Source organism: Campylobacter ureolyticus, assembly GCF_027277485.1.
Taxonomy (GTDB): domain Bacteria; phylum Campylobacterota; class Campylobacteria; order Campylobacterales; family Campylobacteraceae; genus Campylobacter_B; species Campylobacter_B ureolyticus_B.
In genome coordinates this window covers 1-26,430 of the sequence record NZ_JAPXGQ010000010.1, presented here as the reverse complement: position 1 = coordinate 26,430, position 26,430 = coordinate 1, and the positions used below count along the sequence as shown (strand labels likewise).

24 protein-coding genes are annotated in these 26,430 nt (G+C 28.6%); 10 read left to right on the top strand and 14 right to left on the bottom strand.

What is annotated here, in order from left to right; all coding sequences use genetic code 11:
* The first annotated feature begins 10 nt into the window (after positions 1–10).
* From O6B72_RS06695 to O6B72_RS06685, 3 genes are read left to right on the top strand one after another with little or no spacing between them, the layout of a single operon-like run.
* Positions 11–805, top strand: a complete 795-nt coding sequence (locus O6B72_RS06695) for a hypothetical protein (RefSeq protein ID WP_269492640.1) — start codon at positions 11–13, stop codon at positions 803–805.
* A complete protein-coding gene (locus O6B72_RS06690) occupies positions 802–4,824 on the top strand; it encodes a response regulator (RefSeq protein WP_269492639.1) in 4,023 nt (1,340 codons plus the stop codon). The genes O6B72_RS06695 and O6B72_RS06690 overlap by 4 nt, the downstream gene beginning before the upstream one ends.
* Before the next feature lie 4 nt (positions 4,825–4,828).
* The gene (locus tag O6B72_RS06685; protein ID WP_101636431.1) at positions 4,829–5,206 is read left to right on the top strand and encodes a response regulator; all 378 of its coding nucleotides are present in this window, start codon (positions 4,829–4,831) and stop codon (positions 5,204–5,206) included.
* Between the two features lie 70 nt (positions 5,207–5,276).
* On the opposite strand, the gene dnaJ is transcribed toward O6B72_RS06685, so the two are convergent.
* Positions 5,277–6,392 carry a molecular chaperone DnaJ gene (dnaJ, locus tag O6B72_RS06680; protein ID WP_269492638.1) on the bottom strand — a complete coding sequence of 372 codons (1,116 nt, stop codon included), beginning with the start codon at positions 6,390–6,392 and terminating at the stop codon, positions 5,277–5,279.
* A gap of 116 nt (positions 6,393–6,508) precedes the next feature.
* Between dnaJ and O6B72_RS06675 the strand changes: the two genes are divergently transcribed.
* Genes O6B72_RS06675 through recR form a run of 3 tightly spaced genes read left to right on the top strand, consistent with a single transcriptional unit; the run spans position 6,509 to position 9,023 of the window.
* Positions 6,509–7,180, top strand: coding sequence for a response regulator transcription factor (locus tag O6B72_RS06675; RefSeq protein WP_018712446.1), 672 nt, complete (start codon positions 6,509–6,511; stop codon positions 7,178–7,180).
* Positions 7,177–8,460, top strand: a complete 1,284-nt coding sequence (locus tag O6B72_RS06670; protein ID WP_258299173.1) for an ArsS family sensor histidine kinase — start codon at positions 7,177–7,179, stop codon at positions 8,458–8,460. The genes O6B72_RS06675 and O6B72_RS06670 overlap by 4 nt, the downstream gene beginning before the upstream one ends.
* A complete protein-coding gene (gene recR, locus O6B72_RS06665) occupies positions 8,457–9,023 on the top strand; it encodes a recombination mediator RecR (RefSeq protein WP_269492637.1) in 567 nt (188 codons plus the stop codon). The genes O6B72_RS06670 and recR overlap by 4 nt, the downstream gene beginning before the upstream one ends.
* Here recR and pyk read toward each other — a convergent pair.
* Positions 9,020–10,474, bottom strand: coding sequence for a pyruvate kinase (pyk, locus tag O6B72_RS06660; RefSeq protein WP_050333737.1), 1,455 nt, complete (start codon positions 10,472–10,474; stop codon positions 9,020–9,022). The genes recR and pyk overlap by 4 nt on opposite strands.
* Before the next feature lie 158 nt (positions 10,475–10,632).
* Here pyk and O6B72_RS06655 point away from each other — a divergent pair, with 158 nt between their 5' ends.
* Entirely contained in the window at positions 10,633–12,417 is a 1,785-nt protein-coding gene (locus O6B72_RS06655; RefSeq protein WP_269492636.1) for a biotin/lipoyl-containing protein, read from the top strand.
* A 42-nt stretch (positions 12,418–12,459) separates the two neighbouring features.
* Here O6B72_RS06655 and O6B72_RS06650 read toward each other — a convergent pair whose 3' ends face one another.
* From O6B72_RS06650 to murC, 11 genes are read right to left on the bottom strand one after another with little or no spacing between them, the layout of a single operon-like run.
* A complete protein-coding gene (locus tag O6B72_RS06650; RefSeq protein WP_258299182.1) occupies positions 12,460–13,419 on the bottom strand; it encodes a hypothetical protein in 960 nt (319 codons plus the stop codon).
* 7 nt (positions 13,420–13,426) lie between these two features.
* Positions 13,427–14,080, bottom strand: coding sequence for an ABC transporter ATP-binding protein (locus tag O6B72_RS06645; RefSeq protein WP_258299175.1), 654 nt, complete (start codon positions 14,078–14,080; stop codon positions 13,427–13,429).
* Between the two features lie 5 nt (positions 14,081–14,085).
* Positions 14,086–15,255: an ABC transporter permease gene (locus tag O6B72_RS06640; protein WP_258299176.1), complete on the bottom strand. Its 1,170-nt coding sequence runs from the start codon at positions 15,253–15,255 to the stop codon at positions 14,086–14,088.
* 2 nt (positions 15,256–15,257) lie between these two features.
* Complete coding sequence (locus tag O6B72_RS06635; RefSeq protein ID WP_258299177.1) at positions 15,258–15,542, bottom strand: hypothetical protein; 285 nt, start codon at positions 15,540–15,542, stop codon at positions 15,258–15,260.
* A complete protein-coding gene (locus O6B72_RS06630) occupies positions 15,535–16,626 on the bottom strand; it encodes a nitrous oxide reductase accessory protein NosL (RefSeq protein WP_258299178.1) in 1,092 nt (363 codons plus the stop codon). Before O6B72_RS06630 ends, O6B72_RS06635 begins: the two co-directional genes overlap by 8 nt.
* 1 nt (position 16,627) lies before the next feature.
* Entirely contained in the window at positions 16,628–16,999 is a 372-nt protein-coding gene (locus O6B72_RS06625; RefSeq protein WP_101636420.1) for a RidA family protein, read from the bottom strand.
* A 9-nt stretch (positions 17,000–17,008) separates the two neighbouring features.
* Entirely contained in the window at positions 17,009–18,121 is a 1,113-nt protein-coding gene (gene dapE / locus O6B72_RS06620; protein WP_258299179.1) for a succinyl-diaminopimelate desuccinylase, read from the bottom strand.
* Positions 18,118–18,723, bottom strand: a complete 606-nt coding sequence (locus O6B72_RS06615) for a LysE family translocator (protein ID WP_258299180.1) — start codon at positions 18,721–18,723, stop codon at positions 18,118–18,120. The genes dapE and O6B72_RS06615 overlap by 4 nt, the downstream gene beginning before the upstream one ends.
* Before the next feature lie 39 nt (positions 18,724–18,762).
* Positions 18,763–20,961, bottom strand: a complete 2,199-nt coding sequence (locus O6B72_RS06610; protein ID WP_269492635.1) for an endonuclease MutS2 — start codon at positions 20,959–20,961, stop codon at positions 18,763–18,765.
* Positions 20,948–21,298 (bottom strand): hypothetical protein, encoded by a 351-nt coding sequence (locus tag O6B72_RS06605; RefSeq protein ID WP_269492634.1) that lies wholly within the window; start codon positions 21,296–21,298, stop codon positions 20,948–20,950. The genes O6B72_RS06610 and O6B72_RS06605 overlap by 14 nt, the downstream gene beginning before the upstream one ends.
* Positions 21,295–22,602 (bottom strand): UDP-N-acetylmuramate--L-alanine ligase, encoded by a 1,308-nt coding sequence (gene murC / locus O6B72_RS06600; protein ID WP_258299255.1) that lies wholly within the window; start codon positions 22,600–22,602, stop codon positions 21,295–21,297. Before murC ends, O6B72_RS06605 begins: the two co-directional genes overlap by 4 nt.
* A gap of 212 nt (positions 22,603–22,814) precedes the next feature.
* Here murC and O6B72_RS06595 point away from each other — a divergent pair, with 212 nt between their 5' ends.
* Together O6B72_RS06595 and O6B72_RS06590 are read left to right on the top strand one after the other, a co-directional pair.
* Complete coding sequence (locus O6B72_RS06595) at positions 22,815–24,014, top strand: multiheme c-type cytochrome (protein ID WP_269492633.1); 1,200 nt, start codon at positions 22,815–22,817, stop codon at positions 24,012–24,014.
* Between the two features lie 141 nt (positions 24,015–24,155).
* Positions 24,156–25,358: a multiheme c-type cytochrome gene (locus O6B72_RS06590; RefSeq protein WP_269492632.1), complete on the top strand. Its 1,203-nt coding sequence runs from the start codon at positions 24,156–24,158 to the stop codon at positions 25,356–25,358.
* Positions 25,359–25,744: 386 nt separating this feature from the next.
* On the opposite strand, the gene O6B72_RS06585 is transcribed toward O6B72_RS06590, so the two are convergent.
* A complete protein-coding gene (locus tag O6B72_RS06585; protein ID WP_269492631.1) occupies positions 25,745–25,996 on the bottom strand; it encodes a hypothetical protein in 252 nt (83 codons plus the stop codon).
* A gap of 106 nt (positions 25,997–26,102) precedes the next feature.
* Between O6B72_RS06585 and O6B72_RS06580 the strand changes: the two genes are divergently transcribed.
* Positions 26,103–26,430, top strand: a 328-nt coding sequence (locus O6B72_RS06580; RefSeq protein ID WP_269492630.1) for a MerR family DNA-binding transcriptional regulator, incomplete at its 3' end; no start/stop codon positions are given.

Below are 26,430 nucleotides of genomic sequence, written 5' to 3'. Positions count from 1 at the left end.
AAGGTATTTAATGCTGATTTATGATGCAAATTTTAAATTACTTGGAATGAGCGAACATGCTTTAAATTTACTAGGCTACCCTAGTTTTAACGCATTTTATTCAAACCATAGTGATATTTCTGAATTATTTGTAGATAAAGAGGATTTTTATATATACGGAAAGAGAGTAAGCTTTCAAGAATATATGCTTAAAAGCAAAAAACCTTTTTTAGTTTTATTAAAAAACTCTAAAAATTTAGAAATAGAAATTAAATTTGAATTAAACAACTTATTTTTCAGTGATGAAAATAATGGCTATGTGATTTTTTTGAATTCTCCAAGTGTCAAAAGTCAGAACACACAAGATGATTTTTTACCAAAAAACACTATAAAAAGATCAAATTTGTTATCAGTTGATAATATTTTTAAAAAAACATATGATTTAGAGCTTCAAAATATCAAAAAGATAAAACTCAATGATTTAGAAGAAAGTAACCTAATAAACGATGAGTGGCTTAAAAACACATCAAATAACCTTTCTATAAATTTATGTAAATTTATAAATAGCTTAAAAAGCTTAATTGGTAAAGCATATGAGAAAGAAGAAATTTTATATGAGGCAATTGTTTTGGGTGATTTAAATGAATCAGTAAAAAATTTAAGCGAAATAAAAAAGTTAGCTTATTCTTATAACATTAAACCTCTTACAAAGGCTATTTATAGGCTCGAAAATTCGCAAATAGATGAAATTTCAAAAAATTTTAGACAGTACAAAGATGTTATTGAAAAAATTGATAAAACCATTACAAAAAGGAATGAGATATGAAGCTAAATACGACTTCTATACTTAGATTTATAACAGGTATACCGTTACTAATCATTATGTTGATTGGATCGTTCTATCTTTACAGTTCATATAATAACTATAAAGAAGCAGATACTCTTAACAAATCAGTTGCTAATCTTAATAGTATTAGCGAGCTAATTGAACAACTTGGAAATGAAAGAGGACTAAGTGTTATTTACACCGCAAGTGGTGGTAGACTTAATGTTTCTGATCTTTTACAAAACCAAAGAGTGCAAACAGATGCTGAAATAAAGAAATTTAATAATCTCATAGCAAATTATGAAAGCATTGTTGGTGGTAATTTCTTAAACAAAAATTCAGGTGTTCCAAATGAACTTTTAAAAATGTCATCTCTACTTAAAAAGATTAACGAAGCAAGAACTAAAATAGATAATTTAGATGCTGATTTCAATACTATTTTTACAAATTTCTTTTCAATTGTTGATGAAGAATATTTGGAATATGCAAGATTTGTTCAAAGATATGCAACTTCACAAGACATTGCATCTTTAGGTTCAAACTTGGTAACTACTTATGAGATAATGAGTGCTTCAAGCTATCAAAGAGATTACGTTATATCTTTACTTGGAACAAGAGAGGCTATTGATTATTCAACTCTTTCAAAATGGAGTGAGATAAGCAATAAAAGTGCATTTATATCTTATACATCACTTCCTGAGTCCCAGGCAAAAACAGAAATTTTAAAACTTCTTTCTTCACCTGATTCACAAGCTATAATTTCATCAGCCAATACTCTTAACGCTCAACTTCAACAAGAAGCGCTATCTGGTGAATATAGCGTTGGTCTTATGGAGTGGTTTAGTGCAGCAAGTAGCAAAATCAGTCTAGCAAAAGAAATAACTCAAAAGCTAAGTAAAGAGCTTATGATTCAAACAGACACATATAAACACGAACTACAAAAAGTCTTGTTTATAGCAATTGGACTATTTGCTATAGCCATACTATTCTTATTTATAACTCTTAGATTTATCAGCAGATTCCAAAGAAATATATCTGAACTTGATGATGTTTTAAATAGCATAAGCCATATCTCAGATCAAGATATTAAAATAGATTTAAGAACATCAGAAGGTATGTCAAGAGCATATACAATCATACAAGATGCGATTGATGTTATTGCTGACCAAAAAGAGATTGCAGAAGAGGCAAATAAAGCAAAATCAATATTCCTAGCTAATATGTCACACGAAATAAGAACCCCATTAAATGGAGTTATTGGTTTTACTGAGCTTTTGAAAAATACAGGCTTAGATGATGAACAACAAGATTATGTTGATACAATAGAAAAAAGCTCTGAAAATCTACTTACGATTATAAATAATATTCTTGATGTTTCTAAAATTGAAAGCAATAAGGTTGAGCTTGAAGATATTTTATTTGATCCAATTAATGACTTTGAAGGCGCTATAGAGGTTTATGCAGCAAAAGCAAGTGAAAAAAATATAAATCTTTTATCATATATTGACCCTAGTCTTGTAAATCTACTTTATGGTGATATTACAAAAATAAAAGAAGTTTTAATAAATTTAATGAGTAATGCTGTTAAATTTACTCCTGTAAATGGTAGTATTATAATTGATATAAGAAGACTTCCTTCTGTAAGCGAAAATGAAACAAATATTAAATTCAGCGTTAAAGATACTGGTGTTGGTATAGCAAAAGACAAACTTGGAAAAATATTTAGTGCATTCTCACAAGCTGATTCTACTGTAACAAGACAATATGGTGGAACTGGACTAGGACTTACAATTTCGTCTAAATATGTTGCTATGATGGGTGGCATGCTTCAAGTTGCTTCTGAGGTAGGACAAGGAAGTGAATTTTTCTTCACTCTATCATTTAAGGAAACTAAAAAATCAGATTCAGACACTCTTTACAATAACATAAAAGGTAAGAGGTTTGCACTTTTAACTGATGCACCAAAAGATATACACAATGTAATTGTAAAAGACTACCTTACATACATGGGTGCAAATATAAAAATTCTCGAAAGCGATAGAGAGATAAATAGAAATTATTTTGACATATTAATAGTAAGACTTGAAGACTATCCAATGATTAGTAGAGAATTGGATATACCAATTGTAGTTTGTGCAAATCTTAGAGAAATTCAAAATGCAAAATTTGATAAATCAAATATCTATACTTTATCTGAGCCTATTAATATAAGTAAACTTTTAAGAATGACTCAAAGAGTTTTAGAGGCTAACTCTGCTGCAAACACTACCAAACCGCAAGATGTGGTATATAGCGAGACTACAACACCTATAGAAAGTGAGCCTGTTGTAAAGCAGCAATCTACAGTATCTGAACCTGCAAAAGAAGAAGCTACAATAGAAGAACCTGCGAAAGAAGAAAAATCAGAGCTTAGCTTGAGAGATAAACTAAGAGCTAGAATTAATCAGGGAGCTACTCCTAGCGAATCAAAAACTACTATAAAAATAGAAGAGCCAAGACTAGAAAAAACAATAGTTCAACCTGAAATTCAAGAAGAACCTAAAATCAAACCAGAGCAAGAGGCAAAGGTGGCAATTCAACCTGAAATTCAAAAAGAGCCTGAGATAAAAATTTCTATTGAAGAGCCTATAATAAGAGAGGAAGTAAAAAAAGAAGAAGTTGAACCAAAAATATCAACTAGTGAAAATATTAAGATAGATATTGATGAGCCTAAAATAGTAATTGATGAGCCAATCATTCAAGAGACTACAATTAAACCAAGCACAATTAAAGAGCCTGAGATAAAAATTTCTAATGACAAATCTGATGTAAATGAAGAGCTTGAAATTGTAAGTAAACCAGAACAACAAGCGCCAGCTGCAATAGAAAATGCAGTTAAAGCTCCTGAAGTAAAACCTCAAGTAAAAATTGTTGAAGAAACAATTATGGTTGATGAATGGGTTGATCAAGAGGTAACTGAATATGTTGAGGTTGAAGAAGAAGTAACTGAATATATTGATAAAGAAGTAGAAGAAGAGGTTGAAGTTGAAGTACCAGCACCAAGTACAGCGCCATCAGCTGGTGGTATGGATAAGTATAATGCAAAAGTTTTAGTTGCAGAAGATAACGAAATTAACCAAAAACTTATGAGGCATACTCTTGGATTGTTTGGACTAGATATAACAATAGTAGGAAATGGTAAACTAGCCCTCGAAGAAAGAAAAGAAAAAAATTACGATATGATTTTTATGGATATCGCAATGCCTGTAATGGACGGTGTTGAAGCAACCAAACAAATTAAAAACTATGAACTTGAAAACAGTATTCCACATATACCAATTGTTGCTGTTACAGCAAACGCATTAAAAGGCGATAGAGAAAGATTTATGTCTCAAGGGCTTGATGAGTATTGTACAAAACCAATTAAAAAAGAGGCTCTATCAGCAATGCTTAATATGTTTATTCCTGAGAAAAAAGAAGGGGCTAGTGCAGGCGGAACCATAAAGAAAAAAGAGATAAGAAAAGTTATCAAAAAAGTTCCTCAAACTGTTATTAAAAAAGTTTTAAAACCTAAAACTGTTATTAAAAAAGTTTTAAAACAAAAACCTGTTATTGTTAAAAAAGAAATTCCAATAGAAGGTGAATTGCCAAAAAAAGAGGAAGTTAAAACTGAGAACTTGAATTTAACAAAAAAAGATATCTTAATTTGTAGAAAAAGCCATTTAGAAAATAGAATTTTTGATACCATTTTAAAAAGATTTGCTAAAGAAATTGACAAAACTAATAATGTAGATGAAATCGTAAATTTACTTAGTGCAAATTCATACAAATTAGTAATGCTTGATTCTAAACTTGAAAATTTTGATGCTGAGCTTTTACTAGATATTATAGATCAAGTAAGTCCTAGCACAAAAGTTATTTTATTTAGCAATCAAAATGACAACATCAGCGAAAACGTTAAAAATAGATTTGCTGAAATAACTGATAGCAAGGTAAACAAAGCTGAACTTGAAGAATTAACTAAAAAATATATAGGATGAATGAATGGAAAATTTAGTAAATGTATTAGCAGTTGATGACGATGTTATTAACTTAAAATTGGTAGAAATGATGCTTAAAAAACATGGTGGCATAGGTGAGATTATTAAAGCCCCTAATGGGCTTGAAGCTCTTAATATTTTAACTCAAAGGAAGGATATTGGTATAATTTTACTTGATATTGTAATGCCCGTTATGAACGGGCTTGAGTTTCTAGACAATACTCAAGTTAAAACACTTATAAAAAACATACCTGTTATAGTTTTAACAACAGATGAAACTACTAAAAAAGATTCTCTTAGCAAAGGTGCTAATGATTTTTTAACAAAACCTATAACAGAAAAAGTTTTGTTTGAAAAAATAAATAATTTTATTGGACTATAATGATTTCCCGCCAATTGATGGCGGAAAATCTTTTTATATTTTATAATAGTAGATATTAATAATACTATCTTTATTTGAACCAACCTTTTATTTTGTCAAACATACTCTCTTCAACCATCTTATTTGGTTCTATTCCAAAACTTTTTCCAAGTTCTTTTATAAGTTTTTCTTGATTTTCATTTAATTTTTTTGGCATTTTAATTGAAATTTGGGCTATTAAATTTCCTCTTTTTTTAGTTCTTAAATTTTCAATTCCTTCATTTTCTAAAACAAACTGCTCTTTATCTTGTGTACCAACTCTAAGCTTTAACTCTTTTTCACCATCTAAAGTTGGTATAATAATAGTTTCTCCTAACATTGCTTGAGTTATAAAAACTGGTACTTCTAAATAAACATCATCTCCATCTCTTACAAACCTATCATCTTCTTTTGCTCTAATTACAGCATATAAATCACCATAACTTCCATCTTTTGAAAGATTTCCTTTTTGGCTTATTCTTATTTTTATACCAGTATCTACGCCTTTTGGTATATTAAATTTAAAATTTTGCTCAATCTCCTCATATCCTTTGCCACCACATTTTGGACATTTTGATTTTAGCATTTCGCCATGACCACCACATTTTGGACAGGTTTGAACAAAACTCATAAAGCCTTGTCTTTGGCTTATTTGCCCTCTTCCACCACAATAATCACAAGTTGTTTTCTCACCACCTGTGCCATCACATTCTTTGCACGGTTTCTTTATTTTATATTTTAATTCTTTTTGGGTTCCAAAAACAGCCTCTTTAAATTCTAAATCAACTAAAATTTCAATATCTAAATCATAATTGTCAATAGGTTTTTTTCTTCTTCTTGAGCTTGTTCTACCACCTCCAAAAAATGAATCAAATATATCTCCCATAACATCTTCAAAACCGCTAAAACCTTCCCCAAATCCACTGCTGAATCCGGCATTGTTTAAGCCATCTTTTCCGTATCTATCGTAAATTTCTCTTTTGTTTTTATCGCTTAAACATTGATAGGCTTCATTTATTTCTTTAAATTTTTGCTCAGCCTCTTCATCACCTTGATTTCTATCTGGGTGATACTTCAATGCAAGTTTTCTAAAAGATTTTTTAATTGTTTCAGAGTCTGCATTTCTTGAGACTTCCAATATTTCATAATAATCCAATTCTGTAGCCACTTTTTAAATACTCCTAAAAATTTTTAATTTTTAATTCTATCAAAATTATTTTAAGCATTTATAAATCTTTACAAATTTCAGCTATAATTATCATTAAAAAAATTGAAAGGATTAACATGGTTAATGTATTAATGATAGAAGATGATACAGAATTCGCACAAATTTTATCTGAGTATTTAAGTCAATTTAATATAAAAATAACAAATTTTGAAGATCCATATTTGGGACTAAGTGCCGGTATAAAAAACTACGATTTATTAATACTTGATCTCACCTTACCAGGACTTGATGGACTTGAAGTATGTAAGGAAATAAGAGAAAAGTATGATATTCCTATAATTATATCATCTGCGAGAAGCGATGTAAGCGATAGAGTTGTTGGACTTCAAATTGGAGCTGATGATTATCTCCCTAAGCCTTATGATCCAAAGGAGATGCATGCTAGAATAATGAGCTTAATAAGACGCTATAAAAAAACAGCTCAAGTAGAAGAAAACGATGTTGATAGCGCTTTTAGAATTGATGAAAAAAGACATGAAATTTATTTTCACGATGAAGCTTTAGTTTTAACTCCAGCTGAATATGAGATTTTGGAATATCTTATCAAGCAACACAGCTTTTCAGTCTCAAGAGAACAACTTGTATATCATTGCAAAAGCCTAAAAGATAAAAATTCGAAAAGCCTAGATGTTATAATTGGGAGATTAAGAACAAAAATAGGTGATAACTCTAAAAATCCAACTCACATTTTTTCAGTTCGCGGAATCGGATATAAACTTTTAGGATGAGATACTCACTAAGCACAAAAATAAGTGTTGTATTTGCAATTGCCTTTGGTTTGGTATGCATTCTTTTCATAACTTTTGGAAGAATTCAGCTAAACCAAGCATTTGATAGAATGACAGTTGCACAGATAAATTCTATAAATTATCTTTTAGGACTATATGAAAGAAAAACTCCGCCTGAAAACCTAGATGAGTATTTTAGTAATTTTAACCTAATCGCTACAAAAGATAAAAATTTAATATCCAATGTTCTAACAAGAGGCAATGTGGTATTCACTCGCCAAACTCCAATTGGAGATATTGTTTCGTTAAAATATCAAAATTCGATGTTTATGCATATAAAAAATTCAAATTTTAGTGCAACTTTTGAAAGTAGCGGTGGCAAAAATTTAAATGATCCACTTTGGGTTGGATTTTTTATAACTATTATTTTATTAGGATCACTTTATTTTTCAGTTTTAAAAAGTTTAGCTCCTCTTAAAAAATTAAATAACAATATTAAAAAATTTGCGACAGGAAATTTAGAAACCGCAACAGTAAATGTCGAAGGTGATGATGAAATAGCACAAGTTGCAAAGGAATTTGATAAAGCAGTTATAAAAATAAAAGAACTTATTAGATCGCGACAACTTTTTTTAAGAACAATTATGCACGAATTAAAAACACCTATTGGAAAAGGTAGAATCGTATCTGAAATGATACCAAATGAGCTTCAAAAAAAACGCCTTATAAACATATTTGAAAGACTTGAAATTTTAATAAACGAGTTTGCTAAAATTGAACAACTCTTATCAAAATCTTACTCTATAAATTATGAAGATTATCATTTTAGTCTTATTTTAGAGCAAGCAAAAGATTTGCTAATGCTTGATGATTGGAATAAAAAAGTTGAATTAAATTTAATAAGCGACCCAATTTTAAAAGCCGATTTTCAAATGTTTTCATTGGCACTTAAAAATTTAATTGACAATGCTTTAAAATATTCAAATGATCAAAAAGTTTATATCACTTCAACGAATGAGCAAATTTGCATTGCAAATAGCGGAGACCCGCTTCCAGTAGATATAGCTCATTACAAGCAAGCTTTTGTTAGAAATATAAATGAAAAAGTTTCTGGAATGGGGCTTGGACTTTATATAATTGATAGAATTTGCGATATGCATAAATTCTATTTAGATTATTACTATTCAGATGGAAAACACCATTTTTGCATAGTTTTTAACAAAAATAAAGCGAGTTGCGAAATCACTAAAAAAACAAAATTTTTAAAAAAGAAAAAATGAATATTTCTAAATTTGATGAGCTAGTAGAGGCTTTTATGAAACTTCCTGGAGTTGGAAAAAAATCGGCTTTAAGATATGCATATCATGTAAGTATAAATGACTCTTTTGCTGGATTAAATTTAGCTCACTGCATAGAAGATGCAGTTAAATTCTTAAAAAGATGCTCAAAATGTGGAGCTTTAAGCGAGGATGAAATTTGTGAAATTTGTGCAGATGATCAAAGAAATAGAGAAATTCTTTGCATTGTAGAAAGCCCAAAAGATATTTTGATAATAGAAAAAAGTGCCACTTATGATGGGTTATATTTTGTTTTAGATGATGTAGATAATATCATTTTAGATCGTTTAAAAAAATATATAGAGGAAAATCAAATAAAAGAGGTTATTTTTGCTTTAACACCCGGAATTAATAGCGATGGAATTATGCTCTATGTAGAAGATAAATTTAGTGATTTTGATATAAATTTCAGCAAGATAGCTCAAGGAATTCCAACTGGCGTAAGCCTTGATAATGTTGATATGCTCTCTCTTATCAAGGCTTTAAATAATAGAATGAAAACTTAATTTTTTCTATTTTTAGCAATATTTTGGTAATATTTAATCTGATCTTGCTTGATAATTCTTATATAGTTTGTACTTCCAGCAACTCCTGTTGGAAAACCTGCTGTCATTATATATGTGTGGTCAAGATCAATATATCCTTTTTCAAAAGCCTCTTTTATTGTATCTGCGATTAAAAAATCAACATCGCTTTTATCTTTTACTATTACAGGACTTACTCCCCAAGCAAGTGTTAAAAAGTGAGCTGTCTCTTCATCATGCGATATAGCATAAATTTTAGTTTCTGGACGATTTCTAGCCATTTTTATAGCTGATCTTCCAGATCCTGTTATAGAAAGTATAGCTCTTGCATTTATATTTTTAGCTAAACTTACAGAACTACAAGCTACCATATCTGTTTCATCAACTGCATCAAAACTCTTATAATAAGGATAAATTTTTTCAATTTCTTTTATTGTGTTACTCATTGCTTCTACAACTTTTACAGGATGTTTTCCAACTGCACTTTCTTCGCTTAGCATCACAGCATCAGTTCCATCAAGTACGGCATTGGCAACATCGCTAATCTCAGCTCTTGTAGCTCTTTCATTTTGTGTCATTGAAAGCATCATCTGAGTGGCTGTAATAACTGGTTTTGAGTACAAATTTGCTTTTTTAATTATCATTTTTTGTATATTCGGCACTTCGTAATAAGGTACTTCGATTCCCAAATCACCCCTTGCAACCATTATTCCATCACTTACTTTTATGATTTCATCTATATTCTCAACAGCATCAAATTTCTCAATCTTTGCAAAAACTCTTGCTTTGCTTCCGTAGTTTTCAAGTATTCTTTTTACTCTTAAGACATCACTTGCTTTTTGCACAAACGAAACAGCTACAAAATGAACACCGTTTTTTGCTCCCCATTCCAAATCAAGCTCATCTTTTTTTGTAATAACATCAATATTTAATTTTGTATTTGGAAAATTTACACCCTTATTTGATGTTAAAATTCCACTATTCTCAAGTACAGCATGAACTTCATCTTTACTTACATAATCAACTTTTGCTCTTATAGCACCATCACAAAGATAAATATATTCACCATTTTTAATAAGTTCTAAAATCTCAGGATGATTTATACAAAGCCTATATGTTTTTTCACTTATTTTTTCACCAACTATCTCATCTTTTACAAAAATAAGCTTATCTCCTGAATTTAACTTAAACATCTCTTTTAGAGTCTTAACCCTAACTTTTGGACCACTTATGTCTTGAAAAATTCCAATTCTTTTATTAAGTTTTTTTTCAATATCTTTAATTTTTTCCAAATTTGACTTATGATAGCTATGATCACCATGACTAAAATTCATCCTAAAAGCATTAACTCCTGCTTTTACTAAACCTTCAATTATGTCAATGCTATCGCTTGCAGGACCTATGGTTGCTAAAATTTTAGTTTTTTTATCCATTTTAACTCCTTAACTTTATCCATTCCTTTGAATTTTGTAAAATAATATCATATTTTTATAACTTTTTAGATACTTTTATAAATTTTAATATTTCAGCTTTTTTAATGCATAGTTTTGATAAAATCAATCCTAAATTAGTTTGACAAAAGGGCAAAAAAATGGCAAAAAAATTTATTGATGTTATGGATACAACTTTTAGAGATGGTTTTCAGTCTGTTTATGGTGCTAGAGTTTTAATGGATGATTTTTTACCGGCAGTTAGCGCGGCAAAAGAAGCAGGTATTACGCATTTTGAATTTGGTGGTGGAGCTAGATTTCAAAGCTTGTTTTTTTATCTTAATGAAAATGCATTTGATATGATGGATAAATTTAGAAGCATTGTAGGAGATGAGGCGAATCTTCAAACTCTAAGTCGTGGTGTAAATACAGTCACACTTGATACTGGTAGCCGTGAAATTGTTGATTTACACGCTAAAATGTTTAAAAAACACGGCACTACAACAATTAGAAATTTCGACGCATTAAATGATGTTAAAAATTTAGAATTTAGTGGTCAATGTATAAAAAAATATGGATTAAAACACGAAATAGTAATTACTATGATGGATTTACCAAATGGGTGTGTTGGAGCTCATGATGCATCATTTTATGAGAAAGTTCTAAAAGAAATTTTAAAAAGTGAGATTCCTTTTGATAGTATATGCTTTAAAGATGCAAGTGGAACATCAAGCCCTAATAAAGTCTATGAGACTATAAAAATGGCTAGAAAACTACTTCCACAAAATACTCACGTTAGACTTCATACCCACGAAACTGCAGGTGTTAGCGTAGCATGTTATTTAGCTGCACTCGAAGCAGGAGCTGATGGAATTGACCTTGCAGCAAGTCCTGTGAGCGGTGGCACAAGCCAACCAGATATTTTAACCATGCTTCATGCTGTAAAAGGTAAAAACTATGATTTAGGTGGACTTGATAGTGAAAAGATATTGAAATACGAAGATGTTTTAAATGACTGCTTGAAAGAGTATTTTTTACCACCTGAAGCTACAAAAGTAAGTCCTATTATTCCATTTTCTCCAATGCCAGGTGGAGCTCTTACTGCCAATACTCAAATGATGAGAGATAATAATATTCTTCATAAATTTCCAGAAGTTATAAAAGCGATGAGAGAGGTTGTTAAAAAAGGCGGATTTGGAACAAGTGTAACTCCAGTTAGCCAGTTTTACTTCCAACAAGCATTTAATAATGTCATGTTTGGAAAATGGAATAAAATAGCAGAAGGATATGGCAAAATGGTGCTTGGATATTTTGGAAAAACTCCTGTTAAGGCTGATGAGAAAATTATAGAACTTGCTAGTAAACAACTAGGCTTAGAACCAACTACAAGAGCTGCTATTGATATAGCCGATGAAGATTCTACAAAAAGCATAGCATATGCTAAAAAAATACTTGATCATGCAAATATAGAAACAACCGAAGAAAACATTTTTATAGCTCTTGCATGTAAAGAAAAAGGAATTACATATCTAAAAGGCGAGGCAAAAGTAAATGTGAGAAAAGGAAAATTTGAACCAAAACCAGCTAAGCAAGGTGATTATACAATAATAGTAAATGGTGAAAAATACAATGTTCAAATTACAAAAGGTCATAATCAAGACTTAAACATTAAAAATATTGAAAAATTAAACTCAGGCAAAACTCACAAAAAAGAAGAAAAAAGGCAAACATCAAACAAAGACATAATTTCTGAAATTTCAGCAAATGTTTATAAAGTACTTGTTAAAAATGGTGAAACTGTAAAGAAAAACCAGCCAATTGTTGTTTTAGAGGCTATGAAAATGGAAATAGAAGTAAATGCTCCAAGCGATGGCGTTATAAAAGAAGTTTTTGTAAAAGTTGGTGGAAATGTAGAAAGTGGTGATATAATAGCCTCTTTGGAATAAAAAAGTAAAGCCAAATTTAATTTGGCTTTACAAATTTTTTAATTAATTTTGAAGCCAAACTCCATTTTTTATATAATAATTTATTGGATAATAAGTTAGTAAAATTACTAAAATAAAATTTGCGAACATAGAAATTTTATACCACAAATTTGAAATTTTTACATTTAACAAATCCATTATAAATATAAAAAATCCAGGAATTCCACCTATAAAAATAAGCGCATAAATAAAGTATCCAATATAATAATAATCTGCTTGAAGCATACAAAATGGACATTTATGAGTAGGAAGTTCATAAATGTATGGTGAAAAAAACCTAATGATTGCATAGATTGTAGATGGTATAAACAAAAATGTAAAAATACTTATCAAAAGATCAGCTTTGTAGTGTGCAGATATAAAATTTAAAAAAAATAAAATGTAAAAAATACCCAAAATAAAACTATCTTTATGCCAAAATTTCATATCGTGAAGTCCAGTTTGTCTAAAAATATCACTACAACAAACCACAGGTTCACTTAAATTTATGCCACTAAAATGTAAAATTTCTAAAATAAATTCTAAAACTAAAAGCAAGAATAATGGTATAAAAAATTTAAATTTAAGCTTTAAAAAAATGGAATTCTTAGTTTTAGAGTCTTCTTTATTTATTAATATCCAGCCACTTAAAAAGAAAAGATTCAAAATTTTTACTCCAAACATAAAAACACCATAATTTGTTGCATCAACTATTCCAGCAGCACACATAGCGCCTGGAACCAAAAATGAAATATCATCCATAGTCCAAACAAAAAATAAAAATAGTGGAATTTTTACTGCTAATATAAAAAATATAATGGTTGAAACCAAATATCCATTTTTTGCTAAGTTATATTGAGAATTTGAAAGAATATTTGGGTTGTAGTTTTTGACAATTTTAATTGCAAATACAAAAGCTATTGTTCCAAAAAAAATTATTAAACTCTCAACAACTAAAAAAGCTATTATAAAAGGTGACAACATAAGCATTTTAATCCTTGTTTAGTTCATAAAAATCATTACCTAAGCCACTTTCTAATAAAAATGGATCATGTGTTGATATGATTATTGTTTTATCTTTCATTAAAGAAAAATATTCTATAAGTTTTTGACTTAATGCTTTATCTAAATTTGCAGTTGGCTCATCGGCTAAAATAATACTTGGATTATTTACTAAGGCCCTAATTATAGCAACTCTTTGCTGCTCTCCACCGCTTAAATTTAAGGCTTTTGATTTGATTTTTGAATAAATTCCAAACCTGTCTAGAAGCTCTTTTATATACTCTAAATTTCCATTTTTATCAGGCAAAGTTGGGAGTAAAATATTATCAATCACACTTAAGGTTGGAATTAAATTAAAATTTTGAAAAATAATGCCTATATTTTTTCTCCTAAATTTAGAAGCATATTTTAAAGACAATTTGGATATACTTTCTCCGCCAATTACAATATCTCCAAAAGTAGGCTTATAAAGCCCTGCAATAAGACCTAAAAGTGTGCTTTTTCCACTTCCGCTAACCCCTTTTAAAAAAAATGTCTCATTTTTTTTAATGTTAAAACTTATATTTTTAAGTGGAGTAAATTCTTGGCTTGTATTTTCATTAAAAGTTTTAGTAATGTTTTTTATTTCTATAAAATTTTCCATTTTACCTACCTTAAAATTTCACCCGCATCACTTACGGCTATTTTCCATGCCGGTATTATACAAACTGCCACATATAAAGGCACTGTAACAAAAAACAGAAGCGCTATTATTTTAAAATTTAAATTAAAAACAAGTTCAAATGGAAATTTTAACTCACTATATCCTACAAAAATTTGTTTTAAAAAAGGTGCTTGCAAAATATAGACAAAAAATATTGCCAAACTTACGCCAACAACAAAAGCAAAAACCGATAAAATTAAACTTTCCATCAATTTATAATTTATAATATGTGAAATTTCCCAGCCAAGAGCCTTTAAAATGCCTATTTCTCTTTTTTCTTCACTTCTTAAACCACTTGCTTTATCATATAAAACGGTTGCAAATGTTACAAAACATATCATAAAAAGCATTAAAAAAAGCCCACTTTTATAATCGAATAAAAGCTGATATTGTTTTAACATAGAATCTTTTGTAATGACCTTTAAATTTGAGTTTGAAATGGCTATTTTTTTGGCTATAAAATCAACCTCTGAAGGATTTGAAACATCTATGGTTATATCACTAAAATATGGTTTTTTAATACCTAAAATTTCTCTTGCAACATCTTCATCAAGCAGTATTATGTCGTTGTTTTCCAAAGAGTGGTTAAATTTATAAACCCCGCCAACATTTACTTTTATCATACTGTTTTCTGGTGTAAAAAATGGCACACTTTTATAAAGTTTTAAATCTGCTTCTAAAACTTTTAAAATACTTTTTGAAGTTATCATAAAAGGTGGATTTTTACTTTCGTTAAAAACTTCGGCTATTTTTTCTATCTCTTTTTGGTACTGCTCTTCAAAGCTTTTTATGCCAAAAATACTTAAATAAACCCTATTTCTTTCAAAATAATATTGCCCCCAGACACGCCCTTTTGCACTTTTTACTCCAGCAATTTTCAAAAACTCATTGGTTAAATTTCCCTCTATTAAATAACTTCTTCCACCATAACTCTTACTTACCAAAATATCAGGAAATTCTTTTGAAATGCTTTTGTATTCATTATTTAGTGAGTTTGTTATCATCAAAACTGATGATAAAAGCCAAACTAAAACTCCAAAAATAAATGTAATAGTTAAGTTTTTATAACCATATCTTGTAATTGAAGCTAAGGTATAGTTAAATATATTTTTCATACTTACTCTTTATTGTTTATAAATTTTTTAGCATAGCCTGAGTTTACAAAAGTGCCAATTTCTACTTCTCTAAAGCCAGGATGAAAACTAAAAACATCATTTATCTCATAAGAAAACTGATGCCTTAAATATGGAGTTTCGTTATAAAATGCAAAACTATTTGTTTTGGTTAATTTTACAAATTCCAGCTTTTCATCCAAATGTTCATCTCTTGAGTTTAAATAAACTACCTCAGCAAATAAAAATCCAAATACAAAAATAACTAAAAAAATAAATTTATTATTCACAACTTCTTCCATCTAAAGCACAAGTTACTGAGTTTACAATCTCATCAAATTTATAAATTTCAGTTCCGCCATGTTCGAGCCTAAAAGTTCTTGCACTTTCATACGTTTCAAAAGCAATTAGCTCATTTCCCATAGGGCCTAAAACATCGCTTCCTGCAACAAAAAAAGCTTTTTTTGCATCAATCACTTTTTGAGTGTAATAATCTCTTATTAAAATGCTAGCTTTATTTTTTATATTTTCATTTTTTAAGATAAATTTCATCATGTCTTTTGCACCATCAAAATGAAAAGTTTTATCTTCCAAATTAACTACAACTACCCATTTTGGATATTTATAGACAAACATTCCACAAATTGGACATCTATCAGTTTTAGAAAATTCTATTTTTAATTCATCTTTTTGCTTTTCAAAAAACCAAATATATTTTGCTACAAGATCTGCTTTTTTTTCATCAAAAATATCCTCTAAAATACCACTTAGATTTTCAAAATTTTCTAACTCATCATCATGGTATAAATTTTTACACTTTTTTAAAATATCAATTTTTAATTCATTTATAAATTTATAATCACTTTTTGATAGCTTTTCGCACCTTTTTTCATAAATTCTCTTAGCCATTGCTTGATTAAATTTATCTTCTTTTGTTTTACTTTGTCTTATATAGGCTTTGTCAAATGCATTATCAAAATCAGTTATTTCGCCACCAAATTTATTTGCAAAACTAAATGCGTCATCTTTATTTAAAAAAGCAAACTCACCTTTTTCATTCGCTACATAATTAGCTTTTAAAGCAGGTATTAAGGACAAGGTTTTATTATCAATCACTTTTATAGAACTAAATAAAATATCCTCATCCATAGAGTGAAATGAAAGCTCTCCAAGGTCGCAATACTGTAAATTTTCACCACTTTTTAGCTTTGCAAAATATGCCGTTTTAACGCAATTTTTTAAAGGTTTTGCACTAAAGGATGAAAAATCATCTAATTTTGTAGATAAATTTTCATCTAAGCCTAACTGTAAATTTGGCTCATCTGCAAAAACAAATAAAGAAAAAAATAAAAAAATAGTGAAACTTCTTATCATTTTATACTTTTGCAATAAGCTCTATTTCTACTAAAACATCTTTTGGAAGTTTTGAAATCTCAATCGTGCTTCTAGCTGGTTTATGCTCTCCAAAAGCTTGTGCATAAATTTCATTTACTATAGAAAAATCATCCATACTTTTTAAAAAAATTGTTGTTTTTACTGTATCTTTTAGTGATAAATCAGCCTCTTTTAAAATCGCTTTTAAGTTTTTTAAAACTTGTTTTGTTTGAGCTTTTATATCATCCCCTGCAAGTTCGCCATTTGGAGTTAGTGGAATTTGTCCCGAAACAAATAAAAATCCATTTGCCTTAATAGCTTGCGAATATGGACCAATTGCCGCTGGTGCTTCTAATGTTTTTATAACTTTCATTTTTTCTCCTTAGTTGAAATTTTGTATTAAATCTTTAAAAATTTTACATAAATTTTTATATTCATCTATGCTAACTCTTTCATCTAGACTATGAATTCTATCATTTATCACACCAAACTCAGCACACTCAACGCCAAATTTTGCAAAATATTTTGCATCACTTGTTCCGCCAGCTGTGTTTAGCTTGGGCTTAATGCTAGATATTTTTTCCACACTTTTACTTAAATTTTTAATGATTTTAGAGTTTTTTGAGGTAATAAAAGGAAAAGATGAAGCTGAAATTTTTAAATCTATTTCATAACCATCATATAAATTTTTGATATAATTTTCAACTTTTTCTAAATTTGTAAGCATTCCATTTCTTACATTAAACATAATTTTTACTTCATTTGGAGTGACATTACAAACTTCCATGCCACCACGAATATCGGTAATTACAATTTTGCTTGGCTCAAAAAACTCATCACCATTATCTAAATTAAATCCAGCAAACTCATTAAATTTAGTTGCTAAAATATGAGCTGGGTTAATGCATTTATTTGGATAAGCAGCATGTCCTTGTTTGCCTTTTATAGTTAATATGCCATTAATTGACCCTCTTCTTCCAACTTTTATTGTATCTCCAAATTTTATATCAGAAGTTGGCTCAGCCACAACAGCATAATCAGGAAGTTCACCTATCTCATCTAAATATTTTAAAACCTCCATAGTTCCATAAATAGCTTCCCCTTCTTCATCGCTTGTTAAAAGTATGCTTAAAGTTCCATCAAAATCATCTGTTTCTAAAATCGCTGATAAAAATGCAGCAACGCCACTTTTCATATCTTGCGAACCTCTAGCATAGATATAGCCATCTTTAATTACTGGTTTAAATGGATCGCTTTGCCAACCTTGTCCTGGTGGCACAACATCGACATGCCCTGCAAAACAAAGGTGATCGCCATCACCAAATTTCTTTTTTAAAAAAAGGTTTTTAACTCCATTTTTTTCTATAAATTTAGTTTCAAAATCCACAAAAAGCATAGCTATATAGTTTAAACAACCATCGTCATTAGGAGTAATTGATTTAAATTTTAAAAGTTCTGTTAAAAGCGAAAGTTCTTGATCTATCTCTTTTTTCATAAAATTTCCTTAAAAAAATGCTGATACAATAAATTTAAAGCAAAAAACAACAACACAAAAGCTGAAAAATAAGCTAGTGCTCTCATAATTTTTTTACTTATGAAATTTTTACTTTTGTAAATAATAAGTGGAAAAACTAAAATCCAGCTTAAAATTCCTACAATAAGTCCAAAAAGTGTTAATGATAAATTATTTGTACTAGTTATAATTGCTGCCATACTAAACCAAAAAATTATCACATAAGGATTTGTTAAATTTAAAAAACATCCTTTAAAATAAGTATTTAAATATCCTTTTGACTTTAAATTTGATTTTGTATTGATGTCTTTATTTGCATCTTTTATAAGACCAAAAGCCATATAAATCAAAAACAAACTTCCAAAAATAGCAACTATTTTTAAAGTTATTGGAGTGTTTAATAAGTGCAAAACTCCAAAACTAATAAGTATTAAATAAAAAACATCAGTGCTCATCGCTCCAAGCCCCAAACAAAGAGCTTTTGAATAACTTGTAAAAGCATATGACATTATTAAAATATTTAAAGGACCAATTGGCACTGCTACACCAAAACCAAGCAAAACACCTTGTAAAAATGAACTCATTTCAAATTCTGCTTTTAAGATTTAATTTAAAGTTTTTTATCATAAACTAACTACTTTTGATCCAAAACCGCCCTCGTTTGGTGCTCCATCTCTATATGATTTTACACTCGGATGAGAATTTAAAAAATTTTTAACCGCTTTTGATAGTTTGCCTGTTCCTATTCCATGTTTTATGATAACCTCATCAAACCCCATTAAAAGGCTATCTGAGATAAATTTATCTAAATTATTTAAAGCCTCTTCAACTCTTTGACCATGTAAATCTAAAACTAAATCTGGTTTTTGTGGTTTCTCTATACTTATTTTTATCTTTGATTTTTGATTTATAGGTTTAAAGTTGCTTTTTTTAAGAAGCTTTAAAGGAACTCTAAGACTTAAATCATCCGTTAGAATTATAGCATCTGTTCTATTAAGCTTTGAAATAGTTCCTTTTAATAAACCATATTTTACATAATCACCAACTTCAAATGTCTCATTTTCAGCTTTAAATTCAGGTTTTTTTATAGCTTTTTTAAACTCGTTTGCTTTATTAATACTTCTTTGTTTGTCTTTTGTATCTTGTAAATTTATACCTTTTTTAGCCTCATTTATGGCTTTATAATATTCTAATTCAAGTTTTGAAATTATCTCTTTTTGAGCATTTTCATAATTTTCTTTTTGATTTTTTAGACTAGTTAATAAATCATCTAATTTATTTTGCTTTTGAGAGGTTTTTTTTAGCTCCTCTTTTAGTTTTAACTCCAAATTTAAAGTCTTACTGATAGCTTCGTTTAAATTTTCTTTTTCATCTCCGTAAAGTTCTTTTGCATTTTTTACAATATTTGGTGAGATTCCATATCTTAAAGCTGTTTCAAAAGCATATGATTTTCCTATCGTACCTTCTAAAAATTCATATTTTGGAAGAGATTTTTTTTCATCATAAAGTGCAGCGACAAGCCCCACATCGCTATTTTTAGCCAAAATCATAGCTAAACGCTTATGATGAGTTGTAATAACCATTTTTATATTTTGTTTTAAAAGATGCTCGATTATAACAGCATAAAGGCTTGCTGCTTCTTCAAAATCAGTTCCAAGTTCTATCTCATCAATCCCTAAAAGAAAGTTTTTTTTACCAAAAAGTTTTGAAAAACTTAGCATTCTTCCAGCAAAAGTTGAAATATCATTTTTAGAGTTTTGCGGATCTTCCATGATAAGCGAAAACTCTTTAAAAGAGCCAATTTTGCTTTTATTTGCATCGATTCTCATAGGAAGTAAATACTTTGAGAGTAGTGCTACGCTTAAAATTGATTTTAAAAGCATACTTTTTCCACCCGCATTTACACCAGTTATTAAAAGTATATTTTTAGTAAAATTTACACTTACTTTTTTTGGATTTTTAAGTATTGGATGAGCAAAATCCTTTATAATAATTTCGTTTGAATTTGACGGCAAAATAAACTCATAGTCTTTGCTTTTAGCAAAATTTGCCCTTGCCACAACGCTATCAATACGATCAAATGATTTATTTATAAATCTTAAAAAGCTTAAATTTTTATTAAAAATACCTGAAATTCTCTTGCAGTGTTCATAGGTTATTTCCTCAATTTTATCTAAAATTTCAGCTTGTTCGCTTTTTAGTTTTGATATTGCACTAGGCAAAACATAAAAATACCCGCCACTACTTCTTGCTACAACACTTCCTTTTAAAGCGTGATTAAACCCACCCCTTACTAAAAGTGTTTCACTATCATTTATATAATGAATTTGAGTATCTACTAAATATGGCGTTAAACTTTTTGTATAAATTAACTTTTTAAGTTGCGAGTTAATCTCATCTTTTTTAATGTTAAAAGCACTTTTAAAAGCAAAAAACCTCTCGTCAACACTATCTTTAAACTCACCTTTTTCATCAAAATAATTTGATATTTCCGTTATAACTTCTGGAATTTCTATTTTTAAAAGCCAGTTTGCAAAACTTCCATTAAACTCAATTTTTTTTATATAGTTAAAATATTTTATAATTTTTGAAATTTCATAGATTTCGCTTATATGTAAAATGCCCGATTTAGAAATTCTCATTAACGCGTCATCTAAATTTGAGATATTTTCACAAAGTGAAATATCAAATTTTGTTATTTCTTCTATCCAATCATAATAAGTTTTACTATCACCTTCTAAAAAAAGTGATTTTTTTCTTGCAAGATATGAATTAAACTCAGCTAAATATTCATCTAAATCAAGTTTTTTAAATATTTCCATCTAAAACCTTGCAATCTTTTATGTCAAATATTAAATTTTTAAAATTTTCAGACACATCTCTTTTAGCACTTAAACTTTTCGTTGCAGGAAGATAGTCAAAATTTGTTAAATTTGCATCTATTTTTCCGCATTTTATTGTCTGGCCTTGTAAAAATGCAGTTATTATTGTGTCTAAATTTGAACTTTTTTCTTCGCTATTAATCTCAAAAAAATACCCAAATAGTGCAATTAAAACTAAAATTGATATAATCAAAGCTTTAATTTTTTTACTTAAATTTTCTAAGCTTAAAATTATTAAAATAAAAATTATTAAAGCTATAAAAATAATATATCTCATATTTTTTGCCTTAGCTGATTTGATATATCTCCAGCACCAAACCCAACAACAATACCTTCATTTAAAATATGCTTAACATCATAAATATCACTAAATTCTATATGATTATCTACTCTTTTTACAAAGTTTGCAAAAAGTGGATTTAAGTGTGAAAACTCATCTTTTAATGAAATACCATTATCGCTTTCTCCAGCACTATAAACTGGCAAAATAACTAAATCATCACATTCTTTAAAGCATTCTTTAAAGCCATTTAAATTTGCTTTAAGCCTTGTAAATCTATGTGGCTGAAAAATAGCTGTTATTTTATTAATCCCTAAAAGTTTTGCATATTCTTTTACACTTTTTAAAGTTGCTTTTATTTCAGTTGGATGATGGGCGTAATCATCTATTAAAACAAAGTCTTTTTTTGCAACCAAAATGTCAAATCTTTTTTTTATGCCTTTATAAAATGTTAAATTTTTTCTAATTTCTTCAAGCCCTATTTGAGAACTTGCCGCCAAAATAGCAAGGCTTGCATCAATTGCGATATGCTCGCCAATACCAAAAACTTCAAATCTTCCTAAATTTTTAAGCCTAAAACTCATATATGGCTCATAATCCCTTAAAACAAGTTTAATATCTTCTATATCCTTGCTTGGAAAAAGTTTAATGCACTCTTTTTTTAAACTTCCTAAAAACTCATCCTCTGCGTTTATAACACAAATTTCAGCTCTTTCTAAAAAACCCTTATAAGCAGCATGAAATTTTTCTATACTAAAATCATAATGTTCCATATGCTCTGGTTCAGCATTTGTTACAACAGCCAAGTAAGGATTTGAATTTAAAAAACTGCTATCGCTTTCATCTGCTTCAAAAACTATCTTATCGCTTTCAAAATATTTCATATTTGAGCCAAACTGCTTTGAAATAGCTCCGATTATAACACTCCCCTCAATCAAGCTTGAAAGCATTGCTGAAGTGGTACTCTTACCGTGAGCTCCAGCAACTGAAAAAACCTTTTTATCTTTTAAAACAAAAGGTAAAATTTCTTTTCTTGAATAACATTTTATCCCCTTTTTATTTGCCTCTAAAAGCTCTTCATTATCTGATTTTATGGCAGCTGAATAAACTACAAAATCTTGATCTGTAATATTTTTTTTTGAATGGGGAGTTGAAATTTTCATCCCTTCATTTCTTAAATCTCTTACAGTTTCACTTTCACTGATATCAGAACCACTTATAATAAAATCTTTTTCTTTTAAAAATCTTGCAATTGCTGAAATTCCAATTCCACCAATACCTATAAAATGAACTTTTTTCAAAATATTTACCTTTAAAAAATTATTAGAGATGCCTATTTTATCTAAAACTTTTTAATATTCATCTATTTTATATACTTATTTTGATTATTTATGCTATAATTTTGAAAATTTTAACAATTGAAATTATCAATATTAAAAAACTAAAAAAGGTGTTTTTTGGATTTTTAAATTTCGCAAGTGTTAAAATAATTTTTTTATGAAAAGGTACTTTTATGAGAGTATTAATTTGTATTTTATTTGCTATTGTTTTTGGAAATGCTGAAATCATTGAGCGTTTTACAAAACCTGAAAACTGTAAATCCTGTCACAATGAGCAATTTAGTGCATGGAAAACATCACTTCACTCGCTTTCGCATGAAAAAAACAATGAGCTTTATGAAAAAAGCGTGAAATTTGTATCACTTGAAATAAGTAAAGGTCATGCAGAGGTTTTAGTGTCTTGTTCAAATTGTCATAATCCAAGGCTTGAGATAAAAGAAATTGATGATGTTTACACAATAGCAAAAACTTTTGATTTAAAAACCCAAAAAACTGAAAAAATAGATGAAGCTTTGGGTGTTGAGCACATACAAAATGGAATAAGTTGTTATATCTGCCACAATGTTGATAATATAAAAATAAAAAATTCTGAAAACCAAGTAGGATATAAAAATTTTGAATGGACAAAAGATGAGACTATTGTTGGCCCTTATGAAGATCCAGATAATAGAGCTGGCTTTCACAAAAGTTCACAAAGAGAATATTTTGTAAATGGAAATGATTTATGTTTATCTTGTCATCAAGGAACTGCTTTAAATAATCCTTTGGCTATTTACAATACAGGTGATGAGCATTTACAAAGTGGTGATGCACAAAGATGTGTAGATTGCCATATGAAACCTACTACAAAAGGAGTAATATCTCCTCATTCAAAACCAGAAACAGCCAAAGTAAGAAATCTTAGAGCTCACCTTTTTGCAGGTGTTAGAAATAGTTCTGAGATTTTAAATGATTCTTTAAAAATAGATCTTAAAAAAATAGCTCAAAATAAAGTAAATTTAAATGTTACAAATTTAACATCGCACAATCTTCCAAGTGGTTTTAGTGGAAGAAATATAACCATAAAAATTACATTTTTTGACAAGAGTGCAAAAGAAATAAAATCACAAAATATAAATCTTGAAAAAATTTATCATAACAAACTTGGAGTTATAACTCTTTCATATAGCGCGGATAAACTTATATCTGATACAACCTTAAAAGCATATGAAGATAGAAATATAGAAATTGACGCTCCTCTTCATGTAAGCTCTGCAAAAGTTGAGGTTTTATACTATGTTCTATCACCAAAACTTCAAGAAAGAATTATAGTAAATGATGAAAAATACACAAAACCTTATCAAATTTACAAAGCAACATTTAGCTTAAAATAAGACAAGTTTTTTAAACTTGTCTTAAAAAAATTTTTAATTAATATTAATTTTTTTTAAGACATAGATTTTTTACCGACTTTATGTATATTTTTATATTTTTTTAGTATAATTAACTATAAAATTAAAATTGAAGGAAATTTTATGCGCTTAATATTTTTATTTTTTATTATGGTATTTTCTTTAAATGCACAAGTTATTGAAAAATTTACAGATCCAAAAGCCTGTAGCCAATGCCACAATTCCCAGTATAGCATGTGGAAAACATCAGTTCATGCACTCTCACATGAAAAAAACAATGAACTTTTTGCAAAAAGTGCAAAACTTGTAAGTATAGATAGCTTTCAAACATACGAACAAACATTGGTTGGTTGTTCAAACTGCCACAATCCAAGACTTGATGTAAAAGACGTAAGTAGTAATTATGTTTTGGCCAAAACTTTTGAATTGAACACAAAAGAAACTGAATACGTTGATAGCTCACTTAAAGTAAAACATATTCAAAACGGAATTAGTTGCTATATCTGTCACAACGTAGATAGTATAAAACCAAGAGAAGATGATTCACAGATAGGGTATCAAAATTTTAATTGGGTAAATGGAGATATTATAGTTGGACCGTTTGATGATGATCACCAAAGAGGCAAAGAGTTTCACTTAAGCTACAAAAGGGACTTCTTTAAAGATAACAATGACTTATGCCTATCTTGTCATCAAGGAAAGGGAGGAAAAAGTAAATACTCAATATATAATACAGGAAATGAGTTAGCAAGTGCTGGTTCAACAGAGCTTTGTGCAGACTGCCACATGGGAAAAGAAGGAAGAGAAATAATATCACCAAACATTGAACCTGATAATGCAGTTTTTAGAAAAACAAGACCACATCTTTTTTCAAGCGCAAGAAACAATCCAAATATTCTATCAAATGCCTTTGATTTTAAAATTAATCAAATAGACAACAAAACAGCCAAAATGAGTGTTATCAATAAAATTGCCCACAATATGCCAAGCGGATTTAGTGGTAGATCTTTAGAACTTAACATAGTATTTTATGATAAAAGCTCTAAAGTGCTAGGAGAAAAAAAACTGAGCTTTGAAAAAACATATAGAAGTAAAACAGGCTTTGTAACTCTTTCATATAGTGCTGAAATGATGGATAGAGATACCACTTTAAAACCAAATGAATCAAGAGAATTTGAGATTGTATTTCCAAAAGGAACAAAAACAATCAAAGCCAAACTTGATTATTACTTAATTCAACCTGAACTTCAAAAAAGACTTTTAGTACAAGATCAATCTTTTACTAAGCCATATCCGATATTTGAACGTGAATTACAAATAAAGTAATTTTTACAAAACTCTCTATTGACATAAGATATTTTATTATCTTATGTCAATTTTAAAATCTTTACAAGAAAAAATATTTTTATTGAGTGCTTATAAAGTAATTCGATATTATTTAAAATATATAATATTTGTTTATAACTTTCTATTTTTTGATTATTTCAATAGTTTATTTTTTAATTTTTTTATTAAAAAATTTAATATTATCATCTTCAATATAAGAAATTAATATAGTTGTAAACTCTTTCTCTATTGATACTTTGGATAATTGAACATCCATTATTTAACAATGATTACTAATTTTTTATAGTAAAATTCTTAGAAATAATTATTGATTTTATGCCTAAGCCAAAATAGCTATTGGATGTTTTCACTCTCACTAGCTAAATCTATTGAGTTATAATTTTTTTATAATACTCAAACGCCTTTATTAGTCCTAGTTCTAAGGAGTTTTTATCCGGTCTGTGTCCGCCTGGAATTCTTGTATAATTTAAAACGCCATAAAATTCTGCTGAAAAATTATCTTTAAAATAGTTATAAAAGTCAAATAATTCATCTGATTTGGCAAATATCCCAAAAGTAAGCTGCTTATTAAGTCCTCTTAAGTTTATTTTTTTATTAAGATCAAGATTAATAACCAAAGGGTAAGTAACTGAAACATAAATTCTATAAAATTATATAAAATAATATATATATTTTATATAATTTATATTGATAAATATTTTTAAATTTGTTATAATTTCACTTATGAATAAATTACTATCAATAGGACAAGCTTCAAAAGTTCTTGGTGTAACTATACAAACACTTAGAAACTGGGATAAAAAAGAGTTGCTAAAACCTGATGAATTAACCAAAGGTGGGGAGCGTAGATATAAGCTTGAAACACTAAAAAATATCAATAAAAACATAACTTTTAACAATGACAACCTAAAAACTATAGCTTATGCAAGAGTAAGTTCTCACGACCAAAAAGATGATTTAATTAGACAAATTCAAGTATTAGAATTATATTGTTCTAAACAAGGCTTTAATTATGAAATTATACAAGATTTAGGTAGTGGTATGAATTACT